Genomic DNA, 25,356 nt, shown 5'->3' on the forward strand with positions numbered 1-25,356 from the left:
CATGGCAGAAAAAGTGGTGTTAAAGACGGCATGACGGATGACGGTACGGCGTGCCGTACCGGGGGTCGGACCTTTCGGTCAGCGGTGGACAGGCCCGGTCGAGGATCTGGGGATGAGCCGGGAGCCGATCTCCACGACGCGCCCCCCGCCCCGCCCCGCGATGGTGTCGAGCAGCAGGTCGGCGGCCTGGGTGGCGAGATCTTCTGCCGAGATGCGGATGGTGGTCAGCGACGGGGTCGAGGTCTCGGCGAGCAGCGTGTCGTCTATGCCGATCACGCTGACGTCGCGCGGGACGGCGATGCCGAGCTTGGCGAGCTGGTGCAGCACGCCGAGCGCGACCAGGTCGTTGTGGGCGAGCACCGCGGTGGCGCCGGAGGCGGCGACCAAGGTGGCGGCGTGCACGCCGGTTTCGAAGCGCGGCTCGTAGGGGCCGAGCTCGACGAGGGACAGATCGTGCGCCTCGAACGCCTCCCTTATCGACTTGCCGCGGCTGAGCTCGGGCCGCGAACCGTTGATGAAGACGCACCCCGTGTGGCCGTAGGCCTTCAGGTGCTCGGCCGCCTGGGAGATGCCGGCGGTCAGGGAGATGTGGATCTCCGGAATGCCGGGCACATGCCGGTTCACTAGGACCACCGGCATGGTCTCCGCCAGCTCCGCGAGCCTGTCCTCCGAAAGGGTGGAGGCCCACAAGATCATGCCGTCGACCCGCTTGGAGACCGCGGTGATGGTCTCCAGCTCGTCGGACTCCCGCTCGTCGGTGTCGGCGGCCAGCACGGTATAGCCGAGCCGGCGGGCACGGGCCTGCATCGCCTTGAAGATCGGCGGGAAGAACGGGTTGGCGATGTCCGGGATGATCAGCCCGAGAGACTCGGTCTTCCCGCCGCGCAGCGAGCGGGCCGCCGGGTTGGGCGCGTAGCCCAGCTTCGCGGCCGCGTCCCGGATGCGCTGCAGAGTCTGCGGCTGCACCTGATCGGGGGCCGTGAACGCGCGGGAGACGGTCGAGACCGACACCCCGGACGCCTGCGCCACCTGCCGGATCGTCACTGCCACGCTGCCCTCCAGGTCATCGATAGGGAGGATCGTTGCAAACGTTCCCGGAAGCGTCAAGAGGGTTTCGTAGCGGTCACCAGCGCGTTAAATCCCCCTCTGGCCACCATTGGGGAGATGATGCATGATTGAGTTCCTGAGAATCCCGGTAACGTTCTCATTGGAGATCGCCTGTGAAGATCACTGGTTGGGAAGTGCTCACCCTGCCCGAGCACGGCGACAGCATGATGCTGGTCGTCGTCGACACTGACGAGGGCGTGCACGGCATCGGCGAAGTGGGCATCCGCTCGCGGCAGAAGGCGGTCTCGGGGGCGATCGAGCACCTTGGCGAGCTGCTGCTGGGCGAGGATCCCGCCAGGATCGAGCATCTGTGGCAGGTGATGTTCCGCCGGGGATTCTTCCCCGGCGATCGGATCCTGTCGTCCGCGATCGCCGCCATCGACGTGGCACTGTGGGACATCCGCGGCAAGACGCTCGGAGTGCCGGTCTACGACCTGTTCGGGGGGCGGGTGCGCGATCATGTCCCCGCCTATGCGCACCTGGGGGACGACTACCACGATCTCGATGCGTTCCTGGACCGGGCCCGGGCGCTCACCGAGGACGGCTGGCGGCACCTGCGCTTCGCCGTACCCCATGACAGGGACGGCACCCTGGACCAGCGGGCTTCGATGCGCTGGGGGATCGACCTGTTCCACGCCGTACGGCAGGCCGTGGGCGATGACGTGGAGCTGATCCTCGACGTGCACACGCGGCTCGACCTGCCCGAGGCCGTGACATTGTGCCGCGAGATCGAGCCGGCCAAGCCGTACTTCGTGGAGGACCCGCTACGCTGCGAGGGCCTGGAGGTGTATCGGTCGTTGAGATCCCGCACGGCGGTGCCGCTGGCGGCGGGCGAGCAGTTCGGGTCGAAATGGGAGTTCCAGCGGCTCATCGAGCAGGACCTCGTCGACTACGCCAGGGTGGACATCGCCGTGGCGGCCGGGCTCACCGAGGCCAGGAAGATCGCCGCCATGTGCGAGACGCACTACGTCAAACTGGCCACCCACAACCCGCTCGGCCCGGTGACGGCGGCCTCATCGCTGCACCTGAACCTGGCCTCGCCGTACATCGGAGTGCAGGAACACCAGTCCCTCCCCGAGCTGCCGGACGTGTTCACCGCCCGGCCTGTGGTCCGGGGAGGTCGCTTCGACGTTCCCGACCTTCCCGGCCTTGGCGTCGACATCGACCGGGCCGAAGCACGGAAGTATCAGGCCATCGCCGCTGAACGCCCCCACCTGCGCACCCGCGACGGCGCCTTCACCAACTGGTGAGCAGGCTGAACGGCTCCCGGAATACGCGGACACATGTCCGTGGGACTCCACCAGGGGCGGCGTGAATCCGATCAGGGCTAGGAGACGCTGCGATAGAGGTCCCTGGTCAGGGTGCTGATGCGCTTGACGGAGGCGCTCCACGTGCTGCCCGCCGGGTGGGCCGTCAGCAGCGCCATCACGTACCGCTCCCCCTTGCCCACCAGACCGGTCGTATACAGCACGGGACGGCCGTAGTCGGGCACGCCCGAGCCGATGGCGCGCTGGGCGATCCACGAGATGGGCGCGCTCACCGCCCGGGCGTCACACCGGATCGGCGGCGTGGTGCCGAAGCCCGACCAGCCCTGCTTGACCGCCCACGGCCGGGGCAGCGCGTCCGGGATGCCGAAGGTCTGGTCGAAGCCGTCGGTGCCGCACGGCGTGGCTCTGCGCAGGTGGCCCAGGATCGTGTCCCTGACCCGGGCGTCGGCGGTGTCCAGGAGGTAGCGGTAGGTCCGGACGATGTCGTACGCGCTCAGCGAGCTGTAACCCCAGAAGCCGGGCTTGGACGCGGGCGGCGGCGCGCTGTCGGCGAGGCCGAGCTTGCGTGCCATGCGGACGATGATCTGTCCCTTGCCGCCCCGGTCCCAGAACGCCGAGGCCGCGTCGTCGTCGCTGGAGCGCAGCATGATCTTCAGCAGCTTCGCGTCGGCCGTGGGCACGCTCTTTCGCCGCTCCAGGTAGTCGATCGCGATGAGGATCTTGACGACGGACGCCGAGCGGTATCTGCGGTGCGCGTTGCGCACGGCCACGACCTTGCCCGCCTGCCGGTCGAACACCACCCACGCCGCCGTGGTGCCGGCCGGCACGCGGGGCGGCGCGGTCGCGGTGGCTTGAGCGGGTGCGGCGAGCGCGGCGACGACGAGGGGCACTACGGCCAAGGGCTTCATTCGCACGCGCCTATAACTACCAGATTCTCCTGCCCATCTCTTGACCTGCCAACAGAAGCGGGTATAAACACAGATGAAACCAACTTGAAACGGCGGTGAATCAACATCATGTACGCCGAGGAGCGGCAGCAGGAGATCCTGCGGAGAGCGCGTGCCACGGGCCGCGTCGACGTGGTGACGCTGTCCGCCGAGCTCGAGGTGACCACCGAGACGATCCGCCGTGACTTGACCTCGCTGGAGCGGGCGGGCGTGCTGCGCCGGGTGCACGGCGGCGCGATCCCGGTGGAGCGGCTGGGCTTCGAGCCCGCGCTCGCCGCCCGCGACGAGGTGATGACGGCCGAGAAGGAGCGCATCGCCAAGGCGGCCCTGGCCGAGCTGCCAGAGGACGGATCGGTGATCATCGACGCGGGCACCACCACGGGCCGGCTGGTCCAGGTGCTGCCCGCCGACTGCGAGCTGACGGTCGTGGTGAACTCGCCTCCGCTGGCCACGGTCCTGGCCGCCCGGCCCAATCTGCACGTGATCATGCTGGGCGGCCGGCTGCGCGGCAAGACGCTCGCCACGGTCGACGACTGGGCGCTGCGCCCGCTGGCCCACCTCAACGTGGACGTGGCGTTCATGGGCACCAACGGCTGCTCCCCCGCCAGGGGACTGACCACGCCGGACCCGGCGGAGGCGGCGATCAAGCGGGCCATGGTCAACGCCGCGCAGCGCAGCGTGCTGCTGGCCGACCACACGAAGTTCTCCAACACATACCTGGCTACGTTCGCCGAACTGAGCGAGATCGACGTGGTGATCAGCGACACCGGGCTCGACGCCGCGCTCGCCGCCGACGTGGCGGCGGCGGGGCCGGAGGTGATCAGGGCGTGATCCTCACCCTGACTCTCAACCCGAGTCTGGACCGCACCATCGCGATCGGCGCGCTCGACAGGGGCGCGGTCATCCGCGCCGCGGCGGCCCACCTCGACCCGGGCGGCAAGGGCGTGAACGTCTCACGTGCCCTGCTCGCCAACGCCGTGGCGAGCAGGGCGGTGGTGCCGTTCGGCGGGGACGAGGGCAGGCAGCTCGTCCGCCTCCTCGCCGCCGAGGGGCTCGACATGGTCACCGTCCCGGTGGCGGGCCCGACCCGGTCGAACGTCACCCTGGCGGAGCCCGACGGCACCATCACCAAGATCAACGAGCCCGGCACCGCCCTGTCATCAGGGGAGCTCGACACGATCGCCGAGGCGGTGCTGGCCGCCGCCCACGAGGCCGACTGGGTGGTCGCCTCCGGCAGCCTGCCACCCGAGGTGCCCGCCGACGTCTACGCCCGGCTGTGCCGCAGGTTCGCCGAAGCCGGCATCCTCGTGGCCGTCGACACCAGCGGTCCAGCGCTGGCCTGCACGCTCGGTGCGGCGCCCGCCCTGGTCAAGCCCAACCTGGAGGAGCTCGCCGCGGCCACCGGCATGCCGATCCGCTGCCTGGGCGACGTGGTGGAGGCCGCGGGTAAGCTGCGGGCGGCGGGCGCGCGCACGGTCCTTGCCAGCCTGGGCGCCGACGGCGCGGTGCTGGTCGAGGAGGCCGGCATCTGGTACGGCGAGGCGCCGGTGTCCGAGCCGCGCAGCTCCGTCGGCGCGGGCGACGCCATGCTGGCCGGGTTCTTAGCGGGTGGCGGGCACGGGCCCGACGCGCTGACGCGCGCGCTGGCCTGGGGCGCCGCCGCGGTGCGCCTGCCCGGAAGCCGCATGCCGGGACCCGCCGACATCGATCTCGACGCCGTCACCGTCCGCCTGCCCGACCCAGCCCGCCCCCTGACCTCTTCCACGCCCGCTCCTCTCCCGTAGCCCGGCGACAGCGGCTGATCCACTGCTCATCCCCCCAAAGGAGCAAGTCCCATGGCCGACACTTACACGCCCCCGGTCACCGGAACCGGCGTCAAGGCCACCATCCAGCGCATCGGCGGCCACCTGGCCGGAATGATCATGCCGAACATCGGCGCGTTCATCGCCTGGGGCCTGATCACGGCGCTGTTCATCCCGACCGGCTGGCTGCCGAACGAGACCCTCGCGAAGATGGTCGGCCCGATCATCTCGACCCTGCTGCCGGTGCTCATCGCCTACACCGGCGGCAGGATGGTGCACGGGCAGCGCGGCGCGGTCGTCGGCGCCGTGGCGGTGATGGGCGTCGTGGTAGGCACCGAGGCCCCGATGTTCCTCGGCGCCATGATCATCGGTCCGCTGACCGCCTTGATCCTGAAATATGTGGACAAGTTCACGGAGGCGCGGACCAAGGCCGGGTTCGAGATGCTGGTGGACAACTTCTCCGCCGGCATCGTGGGCGGCGCGATGGCGATCGTCGGTTTCCTCGGCATCGGGCCGATCGTGCAGGCGGTCACCACGGCCGCGGGCAACGCCGTCGAGTGGCTGATCATCAACAACCTGCTGCCCGTGGCGTCGCTGCTCATCGAGCCGGCCAAGGTGCTGTTCCTGAACAACGCCATCAACCACGGCGTGCTCAGCCCGCTCGGCGTCGCCGAGGCGGCCCAGGCGGGCAAGTCGATCCTCTTCATGCTGGAGTCGAACCCGGGCCCCGGGCTGGGGCTCCTGCTGGCGTACCTGCTGTTCGGGCCGCGCGAACTGCGCCCGAGCACGCCCGCCGCAATGATCATCCACTTCTTCGGCGGCATCCACGAGATCTACTTCCCGTACGTGCTCATGAAGCCGCGCCTCATCGCGGCCGTCATCGCGGGCGGCGCGGCCGGGGTGTTCACGTTCATGGTCACCGGGGCGGGCCTGGTCGCCACCCCGTCGCCCGGCAGCATCTTCGCCTACCTGGCCGTCACGCCGAGGGGCGGCTGGCTGGGCTCCAGCCTCGGGATCCTCGTGGCCACGGCCGTGTCGTTCGCCGTCGCCGCCCTCCTGCTCGGCTTCGGCAGGGGCGAGAAGGCCCCCGAAGAGGAAGTTTCCAGCACCGAACCCGTCACCAAGGAGGCGTGAGCCATGGCCGGCATCGACAGCAAGGACATCCACAAGATCATCGTTGCCTGCGACGCGGGGATGGGCAGCAGCGTGATGCTCGCCTCCCAGCTACGCAAGCAGCTCAAGGACAGCGGCGTCAGCGTGGAGCACACGCCGGTCAATTCCATCCCGGACGACGCCGACGTGGTGGTGTGCCACGCGGGGCTCGCCGCCCGCGCCAGGGCCGCCGCTCCTGGGAAGGTGCTGGTGCCGTTCCAGATCTTCCTCGGGGACCCGGCGGTGACCAGGCTGGTGAACACCATCAAGAACGGCGGCACCGTCGATGCGTGACGACCTGCTCGACCCGCGCGCGGTGCGGCTGCACGAGAGCGCCCCCGACCGCGACGCGGCCATTCGCCTCTGCGGTCAGGTGCTGGTCGAGGTGGGGGCGGTCGCGGAGCCGTACATCGAGGCGATGCTCGAACGAGAGCGGTCGATCTCCACGTACGTCGGCGAGGCCGTGGCCATCCCGCACGGGACGGCCGCGTCCAAGGAGGACATCGCGCGCGACGCTATCTGCGTGGTGCGTTTCCCCGGCGGCGTGGACTGGGACGGCGAGGAGGTCACGCTGTGCGTCGGCATCGCCGCCCGGGAGGGCGGGCACGTGCCGCTGCTGGCGGCGCTGGCCGAGATCCTCCTCGACCCCGACCGCGCCAAGGCACTGCGCGAGGCCACCGACGTCGCGCAGGTGATGAAGGAGCTCACATGAAGGTCGCCAGATTCCACGCCCCGGGCGACATCAGGATCGAGGACGCGCCCGAGCCCGCGGCCGGGCCCGGCGAGCTGAAGATCCGGGTACGCAACTGCTCGACCTGCGGCACCGACGCCAAGATCTACAAGTTCGGGCACCATCACATCAGGCCGCCGCGGGTGATGGGCCACGAGATCGCCGGCGAGGTCGTGGACACCGGCGCACGGGTCCAGGTGATCGCCGCGATCCCGTGTGGCGCGTGCGCCGAGTGCCTGCGCGGCCGGCAGACGGTCTGCCCGAACCAGGAGTCGATGGGCTATCACTACGACGGCGGCTTCGCCGAGTACATGATCGTCCCGGCGAAGGTGCTGGCCGTTGACGGCGTGAACGCCATCCCGTCCGGCGTCGGGTACGCGGAGGCGTCCGTCGCCGAGCCGCTGGCCTGCGTACTGAACGGGCAGGAGCTGGCGGGAGTCGGCGCGGGCGACGACGTGGTCGTGATGGGCGCGGGCCCGATCGGCTGCCTGCACGTCCGCCTGGCGCGGGCGCGCGGCGCCGCCCGCGTGTTCCTCGTGGACGTCAACGCGCAGCGCCTGGCGATGGCCGCCGAGCTGGTACGCCCGGACGCTGCGATCGACGCCGACCCCGTCGAGCAGGTGCTCAAGCTGACCGGCGGGCGGGGCGCCGACGTGGTGATCACGGCGGCGGCGTCGGGGGCGGCGCAGGAGCAGGCGGTGCGGATGGCCGCCAGGCAGGGCCGGATCAGCTTCTTCGGCGGCCTGCCCAAGAACGACCCGATCATCGCGCTGGACTCCAATCTGGTGCATTACCGGGAGCTGACGATCGTCGGCGCGAACGGCTCCAGCCCCGCCCACAACGCCTCGGCGCTGCGGCTGGTGGCCGAGGGGGCCGTCGTGGTGTCCGACCTGATCACTCACCGGCTGCCGCTGCCCCGGGTGCTCGACGGGATCGACCTCGTCAGCCGGGGCGCGGCCATCAAGGTCACCATCGAACCGTAAGGAGGCGCTCTCATGGCACATCGAACGGTCGCCGTGGCCTCGGCCAGCGGCCTGCACGCCCGGCCCGCCAAGCTGTTCGTCCAGGAGGCGATACGGCTCGGGGTGCCCGTGACGGTGCGGCTCGGCGAGAAGGCCGTGCCGGCCAAGAGCATGCTGGGGATACTGTCGCTGGGGGCCGTCCAGGGGACGGAGGTGACACTGGAAGCGGACGGGCCGGGGGCCGAAGAGGCGCTGGACGCGCTGGTGTCGCTGCTCTCGCGCGACCTGGACGCGGAAGAGGCCCTCGATGCCTGACACCGGCGGCAACACGATGTCCGGTGGCGCGCACCTCGGCGGCGACCCACGGGGCCGCGGCGGCGGTCCTTGGTCGGGGGCCGGTGGGCGGCTCACCGGGCTCGGTGTCAGTCAGGGCAGGGCAGCCGGCCCGGTGATCCGGATGGCCGGTCCGCCGCAACTGCCCGCCCCCCGGCCGGTCGCCGACACCGGCGCCGAGGCGGCCGCCGTCGTCAAGGCCCTGGGGGCGGTGGCCGCCGACCTCGCCCAGCGGGCCACCGGCGCGCAGGGCGAGGCCGCCGAGATCCTCGAGGCGCTCGCCATGATCGCCGACGACCCGATGCTGCGGGAGGAGGCCGAGGGAAAGGCACGCGGCGGCCTCGACGCGTCCCACGCCTTGGACGCGGCCTTCACCCATCACCGGGACGCGCTCGCCGCGCTGGGCGGCTATCTGGCCGAGCGGGCCGCCGACCTGGACGACCTCAAGCATCGCGCGGTGGCGTTCGCGCTCGGCCTGCCCATGCCGGGGCTTCCCGCCCCCGGCCACCCGTACGTGCTGGTGGCCGCGGACCTCTCCCCCGCCGACACCGCCGGTTTGGGCGACGACGTGCTGGCGCTGGTCACCGAGCGGGGCGGGCCGACGAGCCACACCGCGATCCTGGCCCGCGGCCGGGGCCTGCCCGCCGTGGTGGCCTGCCCGGAGATCGCCGGCGTCCCCGACGGCACCGTCGTCGGCGTCGACGGCACGACCGGCGAGATCGCCGTCGGCCTCTCCGCCGAGGAGATGGCCGAGGTCAGGGAGCGCGACCGCGCCGAGAAGGCCAGGCTGGCGGCGAGCCAGGGCCCCGGCAGGACCGCCGACGGCCACCCCGTGAAGCTGTTACTCAACATCGGCTCGGCCGCGGACCTGCGCCCGGGTGCGGAGGGCGTGGGACTGTTCCGCACGGAGTTCCTGTTCCTGGACCGCAAGCAGGCGCCCTCGTTCGAGGAGCAGGTCGCGGCGTACACCGAGGTGTTCACGCAGGCCGAGACGGTCGTCGTCCGCACGCTGGACGCCGGCACCGACAAGCCGCTGCCCTTCCTGGGCCTGCCGGAGGAGCCGAACCCGGCCCTGGGCGTCCGTGGCCTTCGCGTCGACCGTCTGCTGCCCGGCGTGCTCGACACCCAGCTGGACGCGATCGCCGAGGCAGCAAGGGCCACCGGCACGCAGGCGTGGGTGATGGCGCCCATGGTCACCACGATGGGCGAGGCGTCGGGTTTCGCCCGGCGCGCCCGCGCCAAGGGCATCGCCAGGGTCGGGGTGATGGTGGAGGTGCCGGCGGCGGCGCTGAAGGCCAGGCGGCTGCTGCAGGAGGTGGACTTCCTCAGCATCGGCACCAACGACCTGGCCCAGTACACCTTCGCCGCCGACCGCCAGCACTCCGCCCTGGCCGACCTCCTCGACCCCCGCCAGCCCGCCCTGCTGGAGCTGATCGCGATGTGCGCGGAGGCGGGCCGGGAGGCGGGCAAGCCGGTCGGCGTGTGCGGGGAGGCTGCCGGCGACCCCCTGCTGGCTCCCCTGTTGGTGGGTCTCGGCGTGACAAGCCTGTCCATGGCCCCGGTGTGCGTTCCGGCAGTCCGGGAAGCCCTGGCGGCGCTTACCCTGCACGAGTGCCGGGAACGCGCCCGCGCGGCCCTCGCCTAGTACGGCAGTCCGAGATCGTGATCTGTGCGAGGGTGCCTGCCGTAGCGGTGGGCAGCCCACCATGCCGCTGTACGGGCAGGCAGCCTCTACGTGGCCCTTCAGAAAAGCCGGGGGACCCGCTACCTGGCGTCACAGCCTGCTCAGGGCAGCAGTGCCAGCTTCCCCACGGTGGCTCGCGCTTCCAGTTCCGCGAGTGCTTTCGGCCCCTCGGCCAGCTCGTAGATGGTGGGCCGGCCGGGGCCGAGTACCCCGGCCGAGAGTAGCCCGAACATCTCACCCATGACCTCGCCGAAGATCTGCGGTGCGGCCTGAATCAGGATGCCGATGTTCAGGCCGATGACGTGGATCTGGTGCTTGTAGACCAGTTCCCAGTTGCTGATCGCGGCTTCGCCGCCGGCCACGCCATAGACGACGACCCGGCCGGTGACCCGCTTGGTCGCGGCCAGGCTGGCGTCGAGGGTGGCGCCGCCGACCGACTCCAGCACCAGGTCGACGCCCGCGCCGCCGGTCAGTCGCAGGACCTCGGCGGCGAGGTCGGCGCCGCGGGAGTCGATGACGTGGTCGGCGCCTTGCGCCCGTACCACCTCGTGCTTGCCTGGCGAGGCCGTGGCGATCACCGTCGCGCCGTAGTGCTTGGCCATCTTCACTGCGGCCTGGCCGGTCCCGCCGGCCGCGGCGTGGATCAGCACGGTCTGCCCAGCGGCGATGCGGCCCAGCGGCTTGAGGGCCGCCAGCGCCGTCGGCCAGTTCACGACCAGGCCCAGCGCCTGCTCGTCGGCCCAGCCCGCCGGCACCGGCAGCGCGGCGGCTGCGGGCAGCACCATGTACTCGGCGAAGGCGCCGCCTCTGACGCCGACGCCGATGACGTGGGCGCCGGGCTCCAGGGCGGTCACCCCCTCGCCGACGGCGGTGACTTCACCGGCGCCCTCGATGCCCGCCAGATACGGCGGCTGCGGGCCACCTGCGAACGTGCCGCGGGACTGGGAGATGTCGACGAAGTTGACGCCGGCGGCGGTGACCCGGATCAGGACCTCGCCCGGACCTGGGCTCGGCACCGGCGCGTCGGTGATCAGGCACAAGTCCTGCGGGCCGTTCAGGGACGTCTGCTGTAGGGCACGCATGGTGGAGGGAATGCTCATGGCAGTCGTCTTCCTGTTTGTTTGTCGAACGGCCAACAAATCGTGGCACGGCCGTGCGATGCAGGTCAAGGTAAACTTGATCGAACGACAAACAAGTACGGAGACGCATCCCGATGGCTACTCGCGGCAGGCCGCGCACCTTCGACCCGGACACCGCCCTGCGCCAGGCGCTGGACCTGTTCTGGGAACGGGGCTATGAGGGCACCTCGCTCAACGACCTGGCCCAGGCCATGGGAATCGCCTCGGCCAGTATCTACGCCTGCTTCGGCAGCAAGGAGGACCTGTTCCGCAAGGTCATGGCGCTCTACGGCACGACCTCAGGCGAGCCGCCCAGGCGCGCGTTGCACGAGCAACCGACCACACGCGCCGCGATCCACGCCATGCTGCGCGCCACCGCCGATGAGATCACCCGCCCCGACACCCCGCACTACAGCATGCTCATCCTCGCCGCGCCGACCGGCGCCGTGGAAAACCACGCGGTCCGGGAGTTCCTGGCCGGCCTCCGGCACGACATGCTCACCACCGTCAAAGACCGACTCGCCCGCGGCGTCACCGACGGCGACCTCACCGCGCCGCCCGCCAGCCTCGACGCCATCGCCCGCTACTACACCACCGTGGTGCAAGGCCTGTCCATACAAGCCCGCGACGGCGCCACCCGCGCCGAGCTGGAAGCGGTCATCACCTGCGCGATGGCCGCATGGGACACGCTCACGTCCGCGCCGTCACACATCGGCGGTTGAGTCGTGTTCGGTGGTGGAACCAGCGGGCGTGGACTTGGTGGCGTCGGCGCCATAGGTGCCAGCGCAGGTGGTGTTCGATGCTGTGCCGGGTGCGGGTGAGGGCTCAGCGTTGGAATGAAGAAAGGAGGGTCGGCACCATGGCAGCCTGGCTTGTCCGGCCGGAAAGGCCGTCTATCTTCTATCGCCGCGGGCGAAGCGGACCTGGGTGCCGACATGCGAAAAGGTCCGCGGTGTTTTTACGTTTACCTGCTGGTTCTTGAATTCACCAATTCCGGAAGTGAATCGCCCGGGCCACCCCGACCGCCGGGGCTTCGCCCAAGCGTGTGACGGGAGAGCCGCCGATCAAGTCCGCAGACTCGGTGGGCCGGTCCCGCCAGGCGGCCCACGCCCACCGGCAGGACGCTCATCGTGCGCTGTCGCTGCCACCAGGCGCAGGTGGCGTACCCCGGAGACTCCGTCGTTGATGTCGTACCCGGATGCTCCTGAGCACAGCTCATTGTGTAGTTTCCGGAAATCGCTTCGGCGAATATATCTGGAATTCGCCAATTCCAGACATGACCCTCGGATATGAGGTATACTCAAAAATACCGAGGACATTTCGTGCGTTGACATTCAGGTCGGCGTCGCCCGCGGCGATACATGGCTTCGGCCCTTCATCGGGCCCGGACAGGCATTCATGACGCCAACCGTCCCCATCCACTTCTCGCCGCTGAGCACTGGCGCGTCATGGCCGCCGCAGTTCTCACTGCCGCTCGTCTTCCCGCCGCCGACACGCACGACCGAAGTCTCGGCCTGTGCGGAGAGTGAGGACGGGGCCTTGATCAATCACAGGTCCGTCCCCCTGCCGAGGTCGGCGAGACCACGTGCTGCCTGCCGGCTGGATCGAGCGGTGCCGATAGCGCCTTCCAGCGCGGCGGACCGATCTCCGGCCGGCAGGCGTCTCATTCCTGCTCTCTCCGATGGGAGACTTTCATGATCATCGACACCCGCCGGATCGGCGGGGCCGGGACATCGGCCCCCACCACGATTCACCTCAGCGGCGAGATCGACATCTTCACCACTGCGGCGCTGCGCCGGCAACTCCTGAACGTGTTGCACCACAGCAGCAGCCTGCTCATCCTCGACATGTCACAGGTGAGCTTCTGCGATGCCGGCGGGCTGGCCGTGCTCATTGGTATTCAGCGCCGCGCTCGCGCGCAAGGCATCGCCCTCGCCCTGACCGCCCCCCGCCCGCACATGTCTAGGCTCCTGCATCTCACCGGCCTGGACCGAAGTCTGCGAGTGGCGGCCTGACCGCTGACGAACACATCAGCAGAAACCGCACACTCTGGCCGACCGCTCTCACACTCCCGCGACGAGCGCGGTCATCGTCACAGTTTGACAAGTTTGGCGTACGGCGCGTTGATGCGACGCGTCTCCGCACCGAAATCAATGAGAACGGCAACATCTTGTTCGACTGCGATGACCCGGCCGAGGCCGTATTTGTCGTGGCTGACCTGGTCTCGCACAGCGAACTGCTCAATGGGCGGTGGTGGGAGCTCCGGAACGTTGAAGGGACTTCCTGGCAGGCGTCGCCGGGCCGCGGCTTGATGTCTCATTAGTCTCAGTATGCGCCCTGCCGACGAATAAATCGACCGTTGTCAAGAAACTGACGTCGCCCTCCGCGTCGGGCGGACCTTTGGTAGATCGTACGTGCGGCCACCTGATGCCGGGGACGGCAAGGATCCGATCCCGCAGCGGTGCGGGACCGGATCCGTGACAGGTGTCAGGTCAGGCGGCGACGATGTTCTCCGCCTGAAGGCCCTTCTGACCTTGGACGACGTCGAAGGCTACCTTCTGGCCCTCCTGCAGCTCGCGGTAGCCACCGTTGGCGACGATGTTGGAGTAGTGCGCGAAGACGTCGGCGCTGCCGTCGTCCTGCGCGATGAAGCCGAAGCCCTTTTCGGCGTTGAACCACTTGACGGTTCCGGTTGCCATGTCGATCTCCTCGAGATGTGTGCAGGAAACGCAATTCGCACCCCGCGAATTGCCATGTCGCCGCGATGAGCCCATCCGGAGATGACCGGAAAACAAAAACGCGCCCGAAGATCACTTCTGTCGGGCGCGCACAAAGTCTTTATGGGTACCACAACTACAACTACCTACAGCTTAGCATACCTTTCCGGTCCACCGCGCCAGGGTTAGTGTGCGTGCTCATCGCGGGTTGGTAACAAGGCTTTCCTGAGCCGGCCGCTCTCCGTTCCCCCCGGCGGCCAGGTGGGCGGTCGCGAGCGGCAGCGTCTGGGTCAGGTGGCCGGTTCGGGGTTGTGGGCCATGAGCTGGAGCTGGTCGTTCTCGACGTCGACCGTCACCCTGCCGCCCTCGGACACCTCGCCGGTCAGCAACATCGTGGACAGCCGGTTGTCCAGTTCCCGCTGCACCGTGCGGCGCAGCGGGCGGGCCCCGAACTCCGGCTGGTAGCCGCGCTGCGCCAGCCAGTCCTTGGCCACCTCCGTGACCTCCAGCGTGACGTCCTGGCCGCGTAGCCGCTGCCGGGTGCGCTCCAGCATCAGGTCCACGATCTGGCGCAGCTGGGCGCGCTCCAGCCGCTTGAAGACGATCGTCTCGTCGATGCGGTTGAGCAGCTCCGGCCGCAGGGAGCGGCGCAGCAGGTCCATGAGCTGGTCCTCGAGCTGCGCAGGGTCGACGGTGGACTCCAGGATGAGCTGCGCGCCGATGTTGCTGGTCATGATGACGATCGTGTTGGTGAAGTCCACCGTGCGGCCATGACCGTCGGTGAGGCGGCCGTCGTCGAGCATCTGCAGCAGGATGTTCATGACGTCCGGGTGGGCCTTCTCGATCTCGTCGAGGAGGATCACGCCGTGCGGGCGGCGGCGTACGGCCTCGGTGAGCTGCCCGGCCTCCTCGTACCCGACATATCCGGGCGGAGCGCCGATGAGGCGTGAGACCGTGTGCCGCTCCTGGTACTCGCTCATGTCGATGCGGACCATGCGGTCCTCGCCCCCGAACAGGGCCGCGGCGAGCGCCCTGGCCAGCTCGGTCTTGCCGACGCCGGTCGGACCGAGGAACAGGAAGCTGCCGATGGGCCGGTTGGGGTCCGACAGTCCCGCCCGAGCCCTGCGTACGGCCTCCGCGATCGCGGTCACCGCTTCGTCCTGGCCGATCACGCGCTGGTGCAGGTGCGCTTCGAGCCGCATCAGGCGGTCGCGTTCCTGCTCGGTGAGCTGCATGACCGGGATGCCGGTACGGCGGGAGACGACCTCGGCGATGTCCTCCACCATGACCTGCGGCACCGTGTCCGTGCCCTGCCGGGCGCGCTGCAGCTCCGGCCGGATCTTGTCGATCTGCGTGGTCAGGTCCTTGGCGCGGTCGAAGTCGTCGGAGGCGACGGCCTGGTCCTTGTCGCGGCGCAGCGAGTCCAGGCGCTCCTCGAGCTCCCGCACGTCGCTGCCGGGGGTGCGGGAGCGCAGCCGGACCCTCGCCGCGGTCTGGTCCATCAGGTCGATGGCCTTGTCAGGCAGGAAGCGGTCGGAGATGTAGCGGGCCGACAGGTTCGCGGCGGCGTCGAGCGCCTCGTCGGTGATGCGGACCTGGTGGTGGGCCTCGTACGTGTCCCGCAGCCCGCTCAGGATCTCGACGGTCTCCTCCACGGTCGGCTCGGCGACCAGGATCGGTTGGAAGCGGCGTTCGAGTGCGGCGTCCTTCTCGATGTTCTTGCGGTACTCGTCGATCGTGGTGGCCGCGATGACGTGCAGCTCGCCGCGGGCCAGGGCGGGTTTGAGGATGTTCGCCGCGTCCATGCCGCCCTCGGCGGCGCCGGCGCCGACCAGGTTGTGCACCTCGTCGATGAAGACGATGATCTCGTCGGCGTGCTCGCGCACCTCGTCGATGACCTTCTTGATGCGTTCCTCGAACTCGCCACGGTACTTCGTTCCCGCCACCATGCCGGTCAGGTCGAGGGCGACCACGCGGCGGTCCTTGAGCGTGTCGGGGACGCTGCCGTTCACGATGCGCTGGGCGATGCCCTCGACGATCGCGGTCTTGCCGACGCCCGGCTCGCCGATGAGGCACGGGTTGTTCTTGGTACGGCGCGACAGCACTTCGATCGCCTGCTCGATCTCGTCCTCGCGGCCGACGACCGGGTCGATCTTGCCCTGCCTGGCCTCTTCCGCGAGGTCGCGGCCGAACTCGTCCAGCGACGGCGTGTTCGTCGTCGCCCGGCGGCCCTCGCCCCGGCGGGCGGGGCCCGCCATGATGGCCTGCTGCAGCTCGTTCGCCGAAACGCCCTGGTCCTGCAGGAGGCGGGCGGCGCTGGAGTCCGGGTTGGCGGCCAGCGCGAGCAGCAGGTGCTCGGGTCCGATGTAGGACGACTGCAGAGCGCGGGAGATGCGCTGGGCGTCCAGGATGGCGCGCTTGGCGGCCGGTGAGAGCGTCGTGGGCGGCTCGGCGGGCTGGCCGGGGCCGGCCATCGCGTCGATGCGGTCACGCAGCCGGCCCAGGTCCACCCCGGCGGTACGCAGCATGGACTGGGTGGCGTCGTCGTCGATCAGCGCGTCGAGCAGGTCGAGCACGTCGAGGTCCGGCGCGCCGCGCTGCCCGGCCGCCTCCAGCGCGCGTCGCAGCACCTCCCGGGCCGAGGCGCTCAGGAGCTTGCCCACGTCCACCCGCTGCACGCTGGGCCGGGTCGGCGGCCAGCCCTCCATGCCGCCGAACACCCGGCCCGTGAGCTCCTCGAACCCTCTGAACGGGTCCCCTCCGAAAAACGACCTGAACGGCATGTCCGCCATCGAATGCCCCCTCTACGCTCCAGGGGACACCTAGCCGCCCAGTCCGCAAGCGATAGCCAGCAATGGGCAAGTATCGGGTCAGGGCCGCCGGCGCAGGCTCGCGTCGGCCAGCTGCGGCGGCTGCCAGCCCGCGTCGGCCGGGTTGAGCGTGACGCCGGGCGCCACGATCTCGTCGAGCACGTCGTCGCTCAACCGCACCTCGGCGGCGGTGAGCTGGCTCTCCAGGTGCTCCATGGTGCGCGGCCCGATGATGGCGGAGGTCACGGCCCTGTGCCGGATCGTGAAGGCGATCGACAACTCGATCAGCGTGATCCCGGCCTCCTCGGCCAGCACGGCGAGTTGCTCCACCGCGTCCAGCTTGCGCTGGTTGACCTCCTGCGTCATGTCGTAGCGGTCGGGCAGCCGCTGCGCCCTGCGCGTCCGATCCGTACGGAGAGCAACCGTGGTGACGAAGTCCCCGCGATACGCGACTAGCGGCGGCCGCTCAGCCAGCCACCGGCGAGCGGGCTCCAGACGATGACGCCCATGCCGTACTTCTCGGCGACAGGCAGCACGTCGGTTTCGATGCCGCGGACCAGCGGCGAGTACGGCGGCTGCTCGCACACGAACCGTTCGAGCGATCGCCGCTCCGCCGCCCACTGCGCCTCGACGATCTGGTGGGCGGGGAAGGTGGAGCTGCCGATGTAGCGGACCTTGCCCTGGCGGACGAGGTCGGTGAGCGCGCCCAGGGTCTCCTCGACATCGGTGTCGGGATCGGGGCGGTGGATCTGGTAGAGGTCGATCCAGTCGGTGCCGAGGCGGCGCAGGCTGTTCTCGACCTCCTGGATGATCCAGCGGCGGGAATTGCCCCGCTGGTTGGGGCCCTCTCCCATGACGCCGTGGACCTTGGTGGCCAGCACCACCTCGTCACGCTTGCCCGACTTGGCCAGCGCCTGGCCGACGAACTCCTCCGACTGACCCTGGGCGTAGACGTCGGCGGTGTCGATGAAGTTGATCCCCGCATCGAGCGCGCGGTTGATGATCTTGGCCGATTCTCCAGGGTCGGACTCGCCCCAGCCGCCGAACATCATCGCCCCGAGGCAGAGGGGGCTGACCTTGAGACCGGTACGTCCGAGTACACGATATTCAGTCACTGCTTCACTCTTCCCCCACGAGGCTGCGGATGGGTGTCTCGCCGGCGACGAGTTCCAGTGTCCGGCCGGCGGTGCCCGGGTTGTCGAGGAGCGCGACGATGACCGCGGCCACGTCGTCACGCGGCACCGACCCCGGCGGCACCTCGGGGGCCAGCCTCACCAGGCCCGTGCCGGGCTCGTCGGTCAGGCGGCCGGGGCGGACGATCGTCCAGGCCAGGCCGTCGCGGCGACGCAGATCCTCCTCGGCGGCGGTCTTGGCGTCGATGTACGCCGCCCACACCTCGTCCCGGCCCGGTGCCGGCGGCTTGCCCGCGCCCATGGAGGAGATCTGGATGAAGCGTCCTACCCCCGCCCTCTCTGCCGCATCGCTGGTCGCGTACCTCACGGGGACTTCGTCGCCACTGTTGCTCTCCGTGCGGAAGGGGTCCACGGTGTCCTTGCGTGCCGCGCCGCTGCCGGGTCCCGCGCCCGCCGCGAACACCACGGCGTCCGCGCCACGCACGATCTCCGTCACGTCGTCCAGGCTCGCCTTCTCCAGGTCACAGACCACGGCCTCGGCCCCGGTGGCCTCGACGTCGGCGACGTGGGCTCTCCTCACCCAGGGCAACCGGAGTGACGAAGTCCCCGCGAGAATACGCGACCAGCGGCGTCCGACTTGAGGCGCTCCGCCAGGCGCAGCGCGATCTTTCCATGTCCGCCCGCGATGATGATCCGCATAGTCGTCATGGTGTCATGGAGCCATGACGGACTTCCCGCACGCCCCGACGCCCGCCTTTCTCTTCGACCTCGACGGCACCCTGATCGACAGCGTTTACCAGCACGTCATCGCCTGGCGGCAGGCCCTGTCGAGCATGGGGATCGACCTGTCGGTGTGGCGGATCCACCGCCGCATCGGCATGAGCGGCGGGCTGTTCGTGAGCGCGTTGCTGCGTGAAACCGGGCTGAAGCTGACGCGGGAGCAGATCGACCAGTTGCAGACCACGCACATGGAGGCGTACGAGCAGCAGGTCCACTCCGTCAAACCGCTGCCCGGCGCGGCCGAACTGCTGTCCGAGCTCGGCGCGCGGGGCGTGCCGTGGGCGATCGCGACCAGTGGGTACGCTCGCACGGCCCGCCTCGCGCTCGGCATGCTGGGTCTGCCGGAGGAGACGCCGATGATCACCCGGGACATGGTGCGGCGCGCCAAGCCGGACCCCGACCTGTTCCTCGCGGGCGCCGCCCTGGTGCGCGTGGATCCGCGGCATGCCATGGTGGTGGGCGACAGCGTCTGGGACCTGCTCGCCGCCCGCCGGGCCGGCGCGCTCGGCATCGGGCTGCTGTCCGGTGGGTACGGGAGGGATGAGCTCGAACGTGCGGGGGCCTTCAGGGTGTACGCCGATCCGGCGGACATGCTGAACAGGCTCGACGAACTCGGCGTGCGGTTCGATTAGGACGGAATATCCCCCCGAACTCCCGGGCTGGACTATGCGTATTCCCCATAGAGGAGCTTGACAATGGACTTGGCAGACATCGGCGTCACCGGCCTGGCCACCATGGGGCGCAACCTGGCACGCAATCTCGCCAGGCATGGGTACGCGGTGGCCGTGCACAACCGGTCGTACGGCCGTACCCAGCAGCTGGTCAAGGAGTTCGGCGGGGAGGGCACGTTCGTGCCGTCCGAGGACCTCGCCGCCTTCGTGGCCTCGCTGAAGCGGCCCCGGCGGGCGATCATCATGGTCAAGGCGGGCGCCGGCACCGACGCGGTGATCGACCAGCTCGCCGATCTGATGGAGCCGGGCGACATGATCGTCGACGGCGGCAACGCGCACTTCGACGACACCCGGCGGCGCGAGGCCGCACTGCGCGAGCGGGGCATCCACTTCGTCGGCACCGGAATCTCCGGCGGCGAGGAAGGCGCCCTGCACGGCCCGAGCATCATGCCGGGCGGGTCGAAGGAGTCGTGGGAGGCGCTCGGGCCGATCCTGCAGGACATCTCGGCCAAGGTGGACGGGGTGCCGTGCTCGGTGCACGTCGGCGCGGACGGCGCCGGGCACTTCGTGAAGATGGTGCACAACGGCATCGAGTACTCGGACATGCAGCTCATCGCCGAGTCGTACGATCTGCTGCGCCAGGCCCTGGGCGCGACGCCGGCCGAGCTGGCCGAGGTGTTCAGGGAGTGGAACCGCGGCGACCTGGACTCCTACCTGATCGAGATCACCGCTGAGGTGCTGGACCAGGTGGACGCCGAGACCGGCAAGCCGTTCGTGGACATCGTGGTGGACCAGGCCGAGCAGAAGGGCACCGGCCGCTGGACCGTGCAGAGCGCGCTCGACCTGGGGGTCCCCGTGACGGGAATCGCCGAGGCGACGTTCGCGCGGGCGCTGTCGGGCCACCCTGAGCAGCGGGCCGCCGCCGCGTCCCTGCAGGGGCCGAAGGTGTCCGGGGTCGGCGGGCGGGAGCTGATCGAGGACGTCCGGCAGGCGCTGTACGCGTCCAAGATCGTGGCGTACGCGCAGGGCTTCGACCAGATGGCCGCCGCCTCCAAGGAGTACGGCTGGGATGTGGACCTGGGCGCCATGGCCACCATCTGGCGGGGCGGGTGCATCATCAGGGCCAAATTCCTGGACCGGATCCGGGCCGCGTACGACGCCAACCCGAACCTGGCGACGCTGCTGGCCGACCCGACGTTCGCGGCGGCCCTGGACACGGCGCAGGAGGCGTGGCGGCGGGTGGTCACCACGGCGGTGCAGATCGGCGTGCCCACGCCCGGGTTCTCGTCGGCGCTGGCGTACTACGACGGGCTGCGGCGCGACCGGCTGCCGGCGGCACTGGTGCAGGGCCTGCGCGACTACTTCGGCGCCCACACCTACCACCGGGTGGACAAGGAGGGCGCCTTCCACACCGACTGGTCAGGCGACCGGGCAGAACGCCCGGCCTAGCGGTCGGCTCCCCGCCTAGCGGCGTGCGGCCCGCTCGGAATGGAGCGGGCCGCTCACCCCATCGCCGGGCGGGCCGCCATCACCACTTCAAGCCGGCCGTCGTGAAGAACCACAGCGACGAGGTCACCCAGAGGGCGGCCAGCGCCGTAAAGGCCAGCCCGCCCAGGATGGGGAACGCCCACGTGGGAATCCCGCGCCGGGACAGGGCCAGCATCTTGGTGGTGAAGATCCCGTAGAAGAAGCAGCCCGCGAGGGAGTGGACAAGCACGCGGGTGTCGTCGTAACGCGCCCCCAGCGCGTACAGGCAGTGGAAGGCGACTGGCAGCGTCAAGAGGAACGCCAGCCGGCCCGACCAGCGGTGCAGGCCATAGACCCACGGCATGTCCAGGCGGATCCGGCCCCACATCACCAGGGAGGAGAAGAGCTGGACCCCGGCGAGGAGGAACGCGCCCGTGGTCAGCCAGGACTTCATCGGGAGCGCGCCGGAGAAGCCCGCGACGCCGACGGCGTAGCCGGTGGGCTGGTGCAGCGCGCCGTAACGGCCGAGGGCGACCGAGACGAGGGCGCCCACGCCGAGGGGCATGAGCAGCAGGATGGCGCCCGTGCCGGACCGGCGGGTCACTTCGGTGTCGTACATCAGAGCTCTCCCAGGAATTCGTCCACGTCCTCGGGGGTGATCACCACGCCGTTGATCAACGTGACCTGTCCGGGCTCGGGGATCTCCGCGGAGACCAGGGCGCCGTCCAGGGTCACGGCGCCGACCCTGCTGCCATCCGGCAGGTAGATCCAACCGGCCACCAGCTTCGCGCCCCGGACCTGCGCCGTCGCCCTGTAGAGGCCCGACGGCTTGCGGACCGGCGACGCGGTGAAGTCCCAGCGCTCCTCACCGATCGACAGTTCGCCGATGGCTCTGCCGTCGGCGATTTCGGCGCTCACGGTGGCGCCACCGAAGCCGTCCAGGGTCAGGATCCCGCCGTTGGCCATGCCCTGGAACCAGGCTTCGGTCCTGCCGTCGCAGAAGTACGCGATCGCCTTGGCGCCGCGAACGGAGATCGCCAGGAGCCCGCGGGTGCCCCGGACCCGGGTCGCGTAGTCGGCACGGACGACCACGGGCGCGGCGCTTGAGCTACTGGTCGGCGTCGGGGCCGGGTCTTGCGGTCCGGCCGCCGGGTACTCCTCGCTCGCGCCGCCGGTCGGCGTCGAGGCCGGGTCTTGCGGTTCCGCTGTCGGGTACTCCTCGCTCGCGCCGCCGGTCGGCGTCGGGGCCGGGTCTTGCGGTTCCGCCGCCGGGTCCTCCATGGACGCCGAGGTCATGCCGCCGGCCTGCGGTGGGGGCAACTCGGCGAGGCTGAGCGAGGCCAGGACGGCCGTGGTGGCCATGCCCGCCAGCAACGTGAGAATGGGGCCGGGCCTCGTCATGGTCTCCCGCCTTTGATCGTTGAAGCTTCTGCCAGTGCGTACGCGGGAAGTACGGCAACGGTTCACTGATCGGGACGTCTTCGTCACAGATGGGATGTCACCGCTGTACGGCGATGGCCGGGGGCAGCATCATGGACCTTATGATCGTTCGCACGTGGCGGGGCTGGACGCGATCGAGCGACGCCAAGGCCTACGAGGCCTATTTGATGCGCACCGGATTCGCCGGATACACCTCGACTCCGGGCAACCGGGGCGCATACTTCACCAGGCGCGACGCAGGCGACAGGACCGAGTTCTTCCTGATCTCCCTCTGGGAGTCGTGGGACGCGATCAAGGCGTTCGCCGGTGACGATCCGGGCATGGCGGTCTTCTACCCCGAGGACGACGCGTTCCTGGTCGACCGGGAACGGACCGTCGACCACTACGAGGTGTTCGCTGGCGCTTGAGCCCGCACGGCGTATGGTGCGGGGCCCGGCGGCTCTGCCGGGGTCAGCGGCCGCCGATGCCGGCCGGGTTGGCCACCGCCGTCACGGTGCAGAAGCCGATCGGTCCGGCGGTGTCGTGCAGGGTGACCTGGCCGGTGGCGACACCGGCCGCGTTCAGGTGTCCCGTGGCCTCGACGCCGATGACGTCGCTCTCCGGGAGACGGGCGAGGGTCAGCGTGTAGTCGGCGTTGATGAAACGCAGCCCGTCCGTTCCGGCGTTGCTGAGCGGGCTGGCGAAGTCCGCGGCCAGTGCCGCCCGGACGAACGGCGACACCGCTTCCTCGTCCACCAGCGGATACGTCTCCCGCATCCACGCCCGTCCCGGCCCGGGCGCGCCCCATTCGGTCAGCCGCCACAGCTCGAACGGCGGCCTCCACCCGGGCCTCTCGACCGGCGGCCCGTCCGGCGCAGGCTCGTCCCAGGCGGGGGTGACGAGGGACTGCGCGCCGCCGGGCAGCTCGCTCTGCCGCAGCAGCACGGCGCTGGCCCGCCCGATCACCCCCTGCTCGGTGGAGATGATCGCATCGGCGACCCGGATCCGGCGCCCGTCCCTCACCACCGCGGTCTCCACCGTGACGGGCAGCATCGGGCTGTTGCGGAACAGGTCGACGGTGAGCCGGGCGAAGTGCAGGCCCGGCTCGGCGTGCTGCTCTTCCAGGGCGCGGGCGGCGAGGCCGCCGAGGAGGCGGCCGTGGAGCATGTCGGGGGACCAGGGGCCGCGGGCGTGCGGTGAGGGAACCAACTCGCCCTGCTTCTGGGTGAAGAACGCTGACGTCGACGACACAGAATCAGATTCTAGAGCAGGCGCTGCCCGAGGATGTGCAGCATTTCCTTCAGCTCGACCGGGCTGCAGGCCCCCGCGCTGCTGGTGGACGACATCAGGGCGTTCTTCGCCGCCCTCTAGGCCTGCATGATGCAGAAGGGGTGGCCTTCGGGGTCGAGGAGGACGGTCCAGGAGTCGCCGCCCGGCTGGAAGCCGGGGACGGCGGCGCCCAGCGCGGTCAGCTCCTTCTTGGCGGTCTCGACGTCGGGGACCTTGAACTCCAGGTGCACGTGCTTGCCGTCGTTGGGCCAGCCCGGGCCCTGGTAGCCGTCGATTCGCTGGAACCCGATCGAGACCGGGCCGCCTTCGAGACCGGCGAAGTCGGCGTCGCCGTCGGTGACACGCCATCCGGTCGCCTTGGCGTAGAAGGCCGCCAGGGCCGTCGGGTCGGCGCAGTCGATGACTATGGCGGTAAATGTCGTCGTGGTCATGAGGCCAGCGTGCCGGTGACGGGTCGGCAGGGTCTTGAACATCCTTGCGCGCCGGGATTTGTCGGAGGGGCGGCGTAGCGTTCGTCGCGTGCGTTCCTCCGTGCTTCTCGCTACCGGGCCCGGATTCACCCTCGACGCGGTGACCTGCGTCGACGACCACCGAGGCTGGTCGGCCGCGGAGGTGAACGACCGATATCGGGTGGTGCTGGTGCGCCGCGGCACGTTCCGGCGCAAGGCGGACGGCCAGAGCGCGGTCGCCGACCCGACCATGGCCTACCTCGGGGTGCCGGGTGAGGAGGAGCATTTCGCCCATCCGGCGGGCGGCGACGTGTGCACATCGCTGTCCCTGTCCCCCGACCTGTGGCGCACGCTCACCGGCGACCGCAATGGCGAGGGCGTCCGGCCGACGCGGCCGGCCGTCTACGTGGACGCCTCTCTCGACCTCGCCCACCGCCGCGTCCTCGCGGCCGCGCGGGACGGCGACACCGGATTCGCGCTGGCCGAGTCCCTGCTGCCGCTGATCTGCGCCGCTCTCGCCCGGTCCGTCTCCGGCCGCCTCGGACCCGCCGCTACGCCTACGAGCACAGCCACGCGGACGAGCGCAGCCACGCGGACGACCGCCGCACTCGCCGGTGCCGCCCGTGAGGCCATCACGGCTGGGCACCCGGCGGCGGGCGGGTTGCTGTCGCTGGCCGAGTTCCTGGAGGTGTCGCCTTACCAGCTCAGCCGGGCCTTCACCCGCGAGCTCGGCATCTCGCTGACCCACTACCGCAACCGGGTCCGCGTGGGGTGGGCGCTCGACCGGCTGGAAAACGGCGAGCCGAGCCTGGCCGTGCTCGCCGCCGACCTGGGGTTCGCCGACCAGGCGCACCTGACCCGCACGATCCGCCGCCATGTCGGCCACACCCCCACGGCCCTGCGCCGCCTGCTCGCGTCACGAAATCCGCGACCGGGTGGATTTTCGCCCGGCGCGGGCCGTAAGCTCCCCCAATGCGCGATCTAGGTGAGGACCCCCAGCCTGCTCGGGGTGCGGTACGCGAGATCCACGTGCTCAACGGCCCCGCCACCCTGGCCTACTCCCCCGACCTCGACGGCCTGGCCGACCCCGGGGAGATCGTCTGGGCCTGGGTGCCGTACGAGGAGGACCCGTCCCGAGGCAAGGACCGGCCTCTGCTGGTCGTGGGCCGCACTGGGCGCAGGTTGCTGGGCATGATGTTGTCGAGCAAGGGCGACGACGGGCCCGAATGGCTGCCGCTCGGCGCGTGGGGGCGCGACGGCCGAGCGTCGTACGTACGGCTGGACCGGGTTTTCGTGCTGGACGAGGACGACATCCGGCGGGAGGGCGCAGTGCTGGATGCCGACCGCTTCGCCCGGGTCGCGGCCCGGCTCATGAAGACGCACGGCTGGGGCGCCGGCCGGTAACGGCTGGCGGGAGCGACACGTCGGCACGGCCACCTGCCAATAGCGGCCGACGGGACCGGCACGTCGGCACGGCCACCTGCCGGTAACGGCCAGCGGGACCGGCACGTCGGCAA

The 25,356-nt window shown here is 70.2% G+C and carries 29 protein-coding genes; 16 read left to right on the plus strand and 13 right to left on the minus strand.

Annotation, left to right across the window (positions count from 1 at the left end; translation table 11 throughout):
* Positions 1–78: 78 nt before the first annotated feature.
* Positions 79–1,050 (minus strand): LacI family DNA-binding transcriptional regulator, encoded by a 972-nt coding sequence (locus ACTWPT_RS26800; RefSeq protein ID WP_443180214.1) that lies wholly within the window; start codon positions 1,048–1,050, stop codon positions 79–81.
* Between the two features lie 170 nt (positions 1,051–1,220).
* On the opposite strand from ACTWPT_RS26800, the gene ACTWPT_RS26805 reads away from it, so the two are divergent.
* Positions 1,221–2,357 carry a mandelate racemase/muconate lactonizing enzyme family protein gene (locus ACTWPT_RS26805; protein WP_443180215.1) on the plus strand — a complete coding sequence of 379 codons (1,137 nt, stop codon included), beginning with the start codon at positions 1,221–1,223 and terminating at the stop codon, positions 2,355–2,357.
* A gap of 77 nt (positions 2,358–2,434) precedes the next feature.
* On the opposite strand, the gene ACTWPT_RS26810 is transcribed toward ACTWPT_RS26805, so the two are convergent.
* On the minus strand, positions 2,435–3,283 hold the full coding sequence (locus ACTWPT_RS26810) for a hypothetical protein (RefSeq protein ID WP_443180216.1): 849 nt from the start codon (positions 3,281–3,283) through the stop codon (positions 2,435–2,437).
* A gap of 108 nt (positions 3,284–3,391) precedes the next feature.
* Between ACTWPT_RS26810 and ACTWPT_RS26815 the strand changes: the two genes are divergently transcribed.
* The 8 genes from ACTWPT_RS26815 to ptsP are packed head-to-tail and all read left to right on the plus strand — an operon-like array spanning position 3,392 to position 9,946.
* Complete coding sequence (locus ACTWPT_RS26815; RefSeq protein ID WP_443180217.1) at positions 3,392–4,153, plus strand: DeoR/GlpR family DNA-binding transcription regulator; 762 nt, start codon at positions 3,392–3,394, stop codon at positions 4,151–4,153.
* Positions 4,150–5,106 carry a 1-phosphofructokinase gene (gene pfkB / locus ACTWPT_RS26820; RefSeq protein WP_443180218.1) on the plus strand — a complete coding sequence of 319 codons (957 nt, stop codon included), beginning with the start codon at positions 4,150–4,152 and terminating at the stop codon, positions 5,104–5,106. Before ACTWPT_RS26815 ends, pfkB begins: the two co-directional genes overlap by 4 nt.
* A gap of 51 nt (positions 5,107–5,157) precedes the next feature.
* The gene (mtlA, locus tag ACTWPT_RS26825; RefSeq protein ID WP_443180219.1) at positions 5,158–6,258 is read left to right on the plus strand and encodes a mannitol-specific PTS transporter subunit IIC; all 1,101 of its coding nucleotides are present in this window, start codon (positions 5,158–5,160) and stop codon (positions 6,256–6,258) included.
* A 3-nt stretch (positions 6,259–6,261) separates the two neighbouring features.
* Complete coding sequence (locus ACTWPT_RS26830; protein ID WP_443180220.1) at positions 6,262–6,570, plus strand: PTS lactose transporter subunit IIB; 309 nt, start codon at positions 6,262–6,264, stop codon at positions 6,568–6,570.
* A complete protein-coding gene (locus tag ACTWPT_RS26835) occupies positions 6,563–6,988 on the plus strand; it encodes a PTS sugar transporter subunit IIA (protein ID WP_443180221.1) in 426 nt (141 codons plus the stop codon). Before ACTWPT_RS26830 ends, ACTWPT_RS26835 begins: the two co-directional genes overlap by 8 nt.
* On the plus strand, positions 6,985–7,989 hold the full coding sequence (locus ACTWPT_RS26840) for a zinc-dependent dehydrogenase (RefSeq protein WP_443180222.1): 1,005 nt from the start codon (positions 6,985–6,987) through the stop codon (positions 7,987–7,989). Before ACTWPT_RS26835 ends, ACTWPT_RS26840 begins: the two co-directional genes overlap by 4 nt.
* A gap of 12 nt (positions 7,990–8,001) precedes the next feature.
* Positions 8,002–8,283 (plus strand): HPr family phosphocarrier protein, encoded by a 282-nt coding sequence (locus ACTWPT_RS26845; RefSeq protein WP_443180223.1) that lies wholly within the window; start codon positions 8,002–8,004, stop codon positions 8,281–8,283.
* Positions 8,276–9,946: a phosphoenolpyruvate--protein phosphotransferase gene (ptsP, locus tag ACTWPT_RS26850; RefSeq protein ID WP_443180224.1), complete on the plus strand. Its 1,671-nt coding sequence runs from the start codon at positions 8,276–8,278 to the stop codon at positions 9,944–9,946. The genes ACTWPT_RS26845 and ptsP overlap by 8 nt, the downstream gene beginning before the upstream one ends.
* Positions 9,947–10,086: 140 nt before the next feature.
* Here ptsP and ACTWPT_RS26855 read toward each other — a convergent pair whose 3' ends face one another.
* Positions 10,087–11,085: an NADPH:quinone oxidoreductase family protein gene (locus tag ACTWPT_RS26855; protein ID WP_443180225.1), complete on the minus strand. Its 999-nt coding sequence runs from the start codon at positions 11,083–11,085 to the stop codon at positions 10,087–10,089.
* 113 nt (positions 11,086–11,198) lie between these two features.
* Between ACTWPT_RS26855 and ACTWPT_RS26860 the strand changes: the two genes are divergently transcribed.
* Positions 11,199–11,825, plus strand: coding sequence for a TetR/AcrR family transcriptional regulator (locus ACTWPT_RS26860; RefSeq protein WP_443180226.1), 627 nt, complete (start codon positions 11,199–11,201; stop codon positions 11,823–11,825).
* Between the two features lie 972 nt (positions 11,826–12,797).
* Positions 12,798–13,118: an STAS domain-containing protein gene (locus ACTWPT_RS26865; protein WP_443180227.1), complete on the plus strand. Its 321-nt coding sequence runs from the start codon at positions 12,798–12,800 to the stop codon at positions 13,116–13,118.
* A 77-nt stretch (positions 13,119–13,195) separates the two neighbouring features.
* On the opposite strand, the gene ACTWPT_RS26870 is transcribed toward ACTWPT_RS26865, so the two are convergent.
* From ACTWPT_RS26870 to ACTWPT_RS26895, 6 genes are all read right to left on the minus strand, one after another.
* Positions 13,196–13,423, minus strand: a complete 228-nt coding sequence (locus ACTWPT_RS26870) for a hypothetical protein (protein WP_443180228.1) — start codon at positions 13,421–13,423, stop codon at positions 13,196–13,198.
* Between the two features lie 172 nt (positions 13,424–13,595).
* Positions 13,596–13,802, minus strand: coding sequence for a cold-shock protein (locus ACTWPT_RS26875; protein WP_443180229.1), 207 nt, complete (start codon positions 13,800–13,802; stop codon positions 13,596–13,598).
* Between the two features lie 308 nt (positions 13,803–14,110).
* Positions 14,111–16,612: an ATP-dependent Clp protease ATP-binding subunit gene (locus ACTWPT_RS26880; protein WP_443180230.1), complete on the minus strand. Its 2,502-nt coding sequence runs from the start codon at positions 16,610–16,612 to the stop codon at positions 14,111–14,113.
* 78 nt (positions 16,613–16,690) lie between these two features.
* On the minus strand, positions 16,691–16,996 hold the full coding sequence (locus ACTWPT_RS26885) for an aldo/keto reductase (protein ID WP_443180231.1): 306 nt from the start codon (positions 16,994–16,996) through the stop codon (positions 16,691–16,693).
* 86 nt (positions 16,997–17,082) lie between these two features.
* Entirely contained in the window at positions 17,083–17,745 is a 663-nt protein-coding gene (locus ACTWPT_RS26890; protein WP_443180232.1) for an aldo/keto reductase, read from the minus strand.
* A gap of 4 nt (positions 17,746–17,749) precedes the next feature.
* Entirely contained in the window at positions 17,750–18,352 is a 603-nt protein-coding gene (locus ACTWPT_RS26895) for an NAD(P)H-binding protein (protein WP_443180233.1), read from the minus strand.
* A 133-nt stretch (positions 18,353–18,485) separates the two neighbouring features.
* Between ACTWPT_RS26895 and ACTWPT_RS26900 the strand changes: the two genes are divergently transcribed.
* Positions 18,486–19,175, plus strand: coding sequence for an HAD family hydrolase (locus ACTWPT_RS26900; protein ID WP_443180234.1), 690 nt, complete (start codon positions 18,486–18,488; stop codon positions 19,173–19,175).
* A 63-nt stretch (positions 19,176–19,238) separates the two neighbouring features.
* On the plus strand, positions 19,239–20,663 hold the full coding sequence (gndA, locus tag ACTWPT_RS26905; RefSeq protein WP_443180235.1) for an NADP-dependent phosphogluconate dehydrogenase: 1,425 nt from the start codon (positions 19,239–19,241) through the stop codon (positions 20,661–20,663).
* A 79-nt stretch (positions 20,664–20,742) separates the two neighbouring features.
* On the opposite strand, the gene ACTWPT_RS26910 is transcribed toward gndA, so the two are convergent.
* Both ACTWPT_RS26910 and ACTWPT_RS26915 read right to left on the minus strand, forming a co-directional pair.
* A complete protein-coding gene (locus ACTWPT_RS26910; protein WP_443180236.1) occupies positions 20,743–21,300 on the minus strand; it encodes a DUF6529 family protein in 558 nt (185 codons plus the stop codon).
* On the minus strand, positions 21,300–22,082 hold the full coding sequence (locus ACTWPT_RS26915; protein WP_443180237.1) for a hypothetical protein: 783 nt from the start codon (positions 22,080–22,082) through the stop codon (positions 21,300–21,302). Before ACTWPT_RS26915 ends, ACTWPT_RS26910 begins: the two co-directional genes overlap by 1 nt.
* Positions 22,083–22,222: 140 nt before the next feature.
* On the opposite strand from ACTWPT_RS26915, the gene ACTWPT_RS26920 reads away from it, so the two are divergent.
* Positions 22,223–22,528 (plus strand): hypothetical protein, encoded by a 306-nt coding sequence (locus tag ACTWPT_RS26920; RefSeq protein ID WP_443180238.1) that lies wholly within the window; start codon positions 22,223–22,225, stop codon positions 22,526–22,528.
* A gap of 43 nt (positions 22,529–22,571) precedes the next feature.
* Here the strand turns inward: ACTWPT_RS26920 and ACTWPT_RS26925 are convergent, their stop codons facing one another.
* Both ACTWPT_RS26925 and ACTWPT_RS26930 read right to left on the minus strand, forming a co-directional pair.
* Complete coding sequence (locus ACTWPT_RS26925) at positions 22,572–23,351, minus strand: acyl-CoA thioesterase domain-containing protein (protein WP_443180239.1); 780 nt, start codon at positions 23,349–23,351, stop codon at positions 22,572–22,574.
* A gap of 116 nt (positions 23,352–23,467) precedes the next feature.
* Positions 23,468–23,821 carry a VOC family protein gene (locus ACTWPT_RS26930; protein ID WP_443180240.1) on the minus strand — a complete coding sequence of 118 codons (354 nt, stop codon included), beginning with the start codon at positions 23,819–23,821 and terminating at the stop codon, positions 23,468–23,470.
* An 88-nt stretch (positions 23,822–23,909) separates the two neighbouring features.
* Here ACTWPT_RS26930 and ACTWPT_RS26935 point away from each other — a divergent pair, with 88 nt between their 5' ends.
* Together ACTWPT_RS26935 and ACTWPT_RS26940 are read left to right on the plus strand one after the other, a co-directional pair.
* On the plus strand, positions 23,910–24,824 hold the full coding sequence (locus ACTWPT_RS26935; RefSeq protein WP_443180241.1) for a helix-turn-helix domain-containing protein: 915 nt from the start codon (positions 23,910–23,912) through the stop codon (positions 24,822–24,824).
* A complete protein-coding gene (locus ACTWPT_RS26940) occupies positions 24,812–25,243 on the plus strand; it encodes a type II toxin-antitoxin system PemK/MazF family toxin (protein WP_305924742.1) in 432 nt (143 codons plus the stop codon). The genes ACTWPT_RS26935 and ACTWPT_RS26940 overlap by 13 nt, the downstream gene beginning before the upstream one ends.
* Positions 25,244–25,356: the final 113 nt, after the last annotated feature.

Origin of the sequence: Nonomuraea sp. 3N208, assembly GCF_052245935.1 — a bacterium.
Classification (GTDB): domain Bacteria; phylum Actinomycetota; class Actinomycetes; order Streptosporangiales; family Streptosporangiaceae; genus Nonomuraea.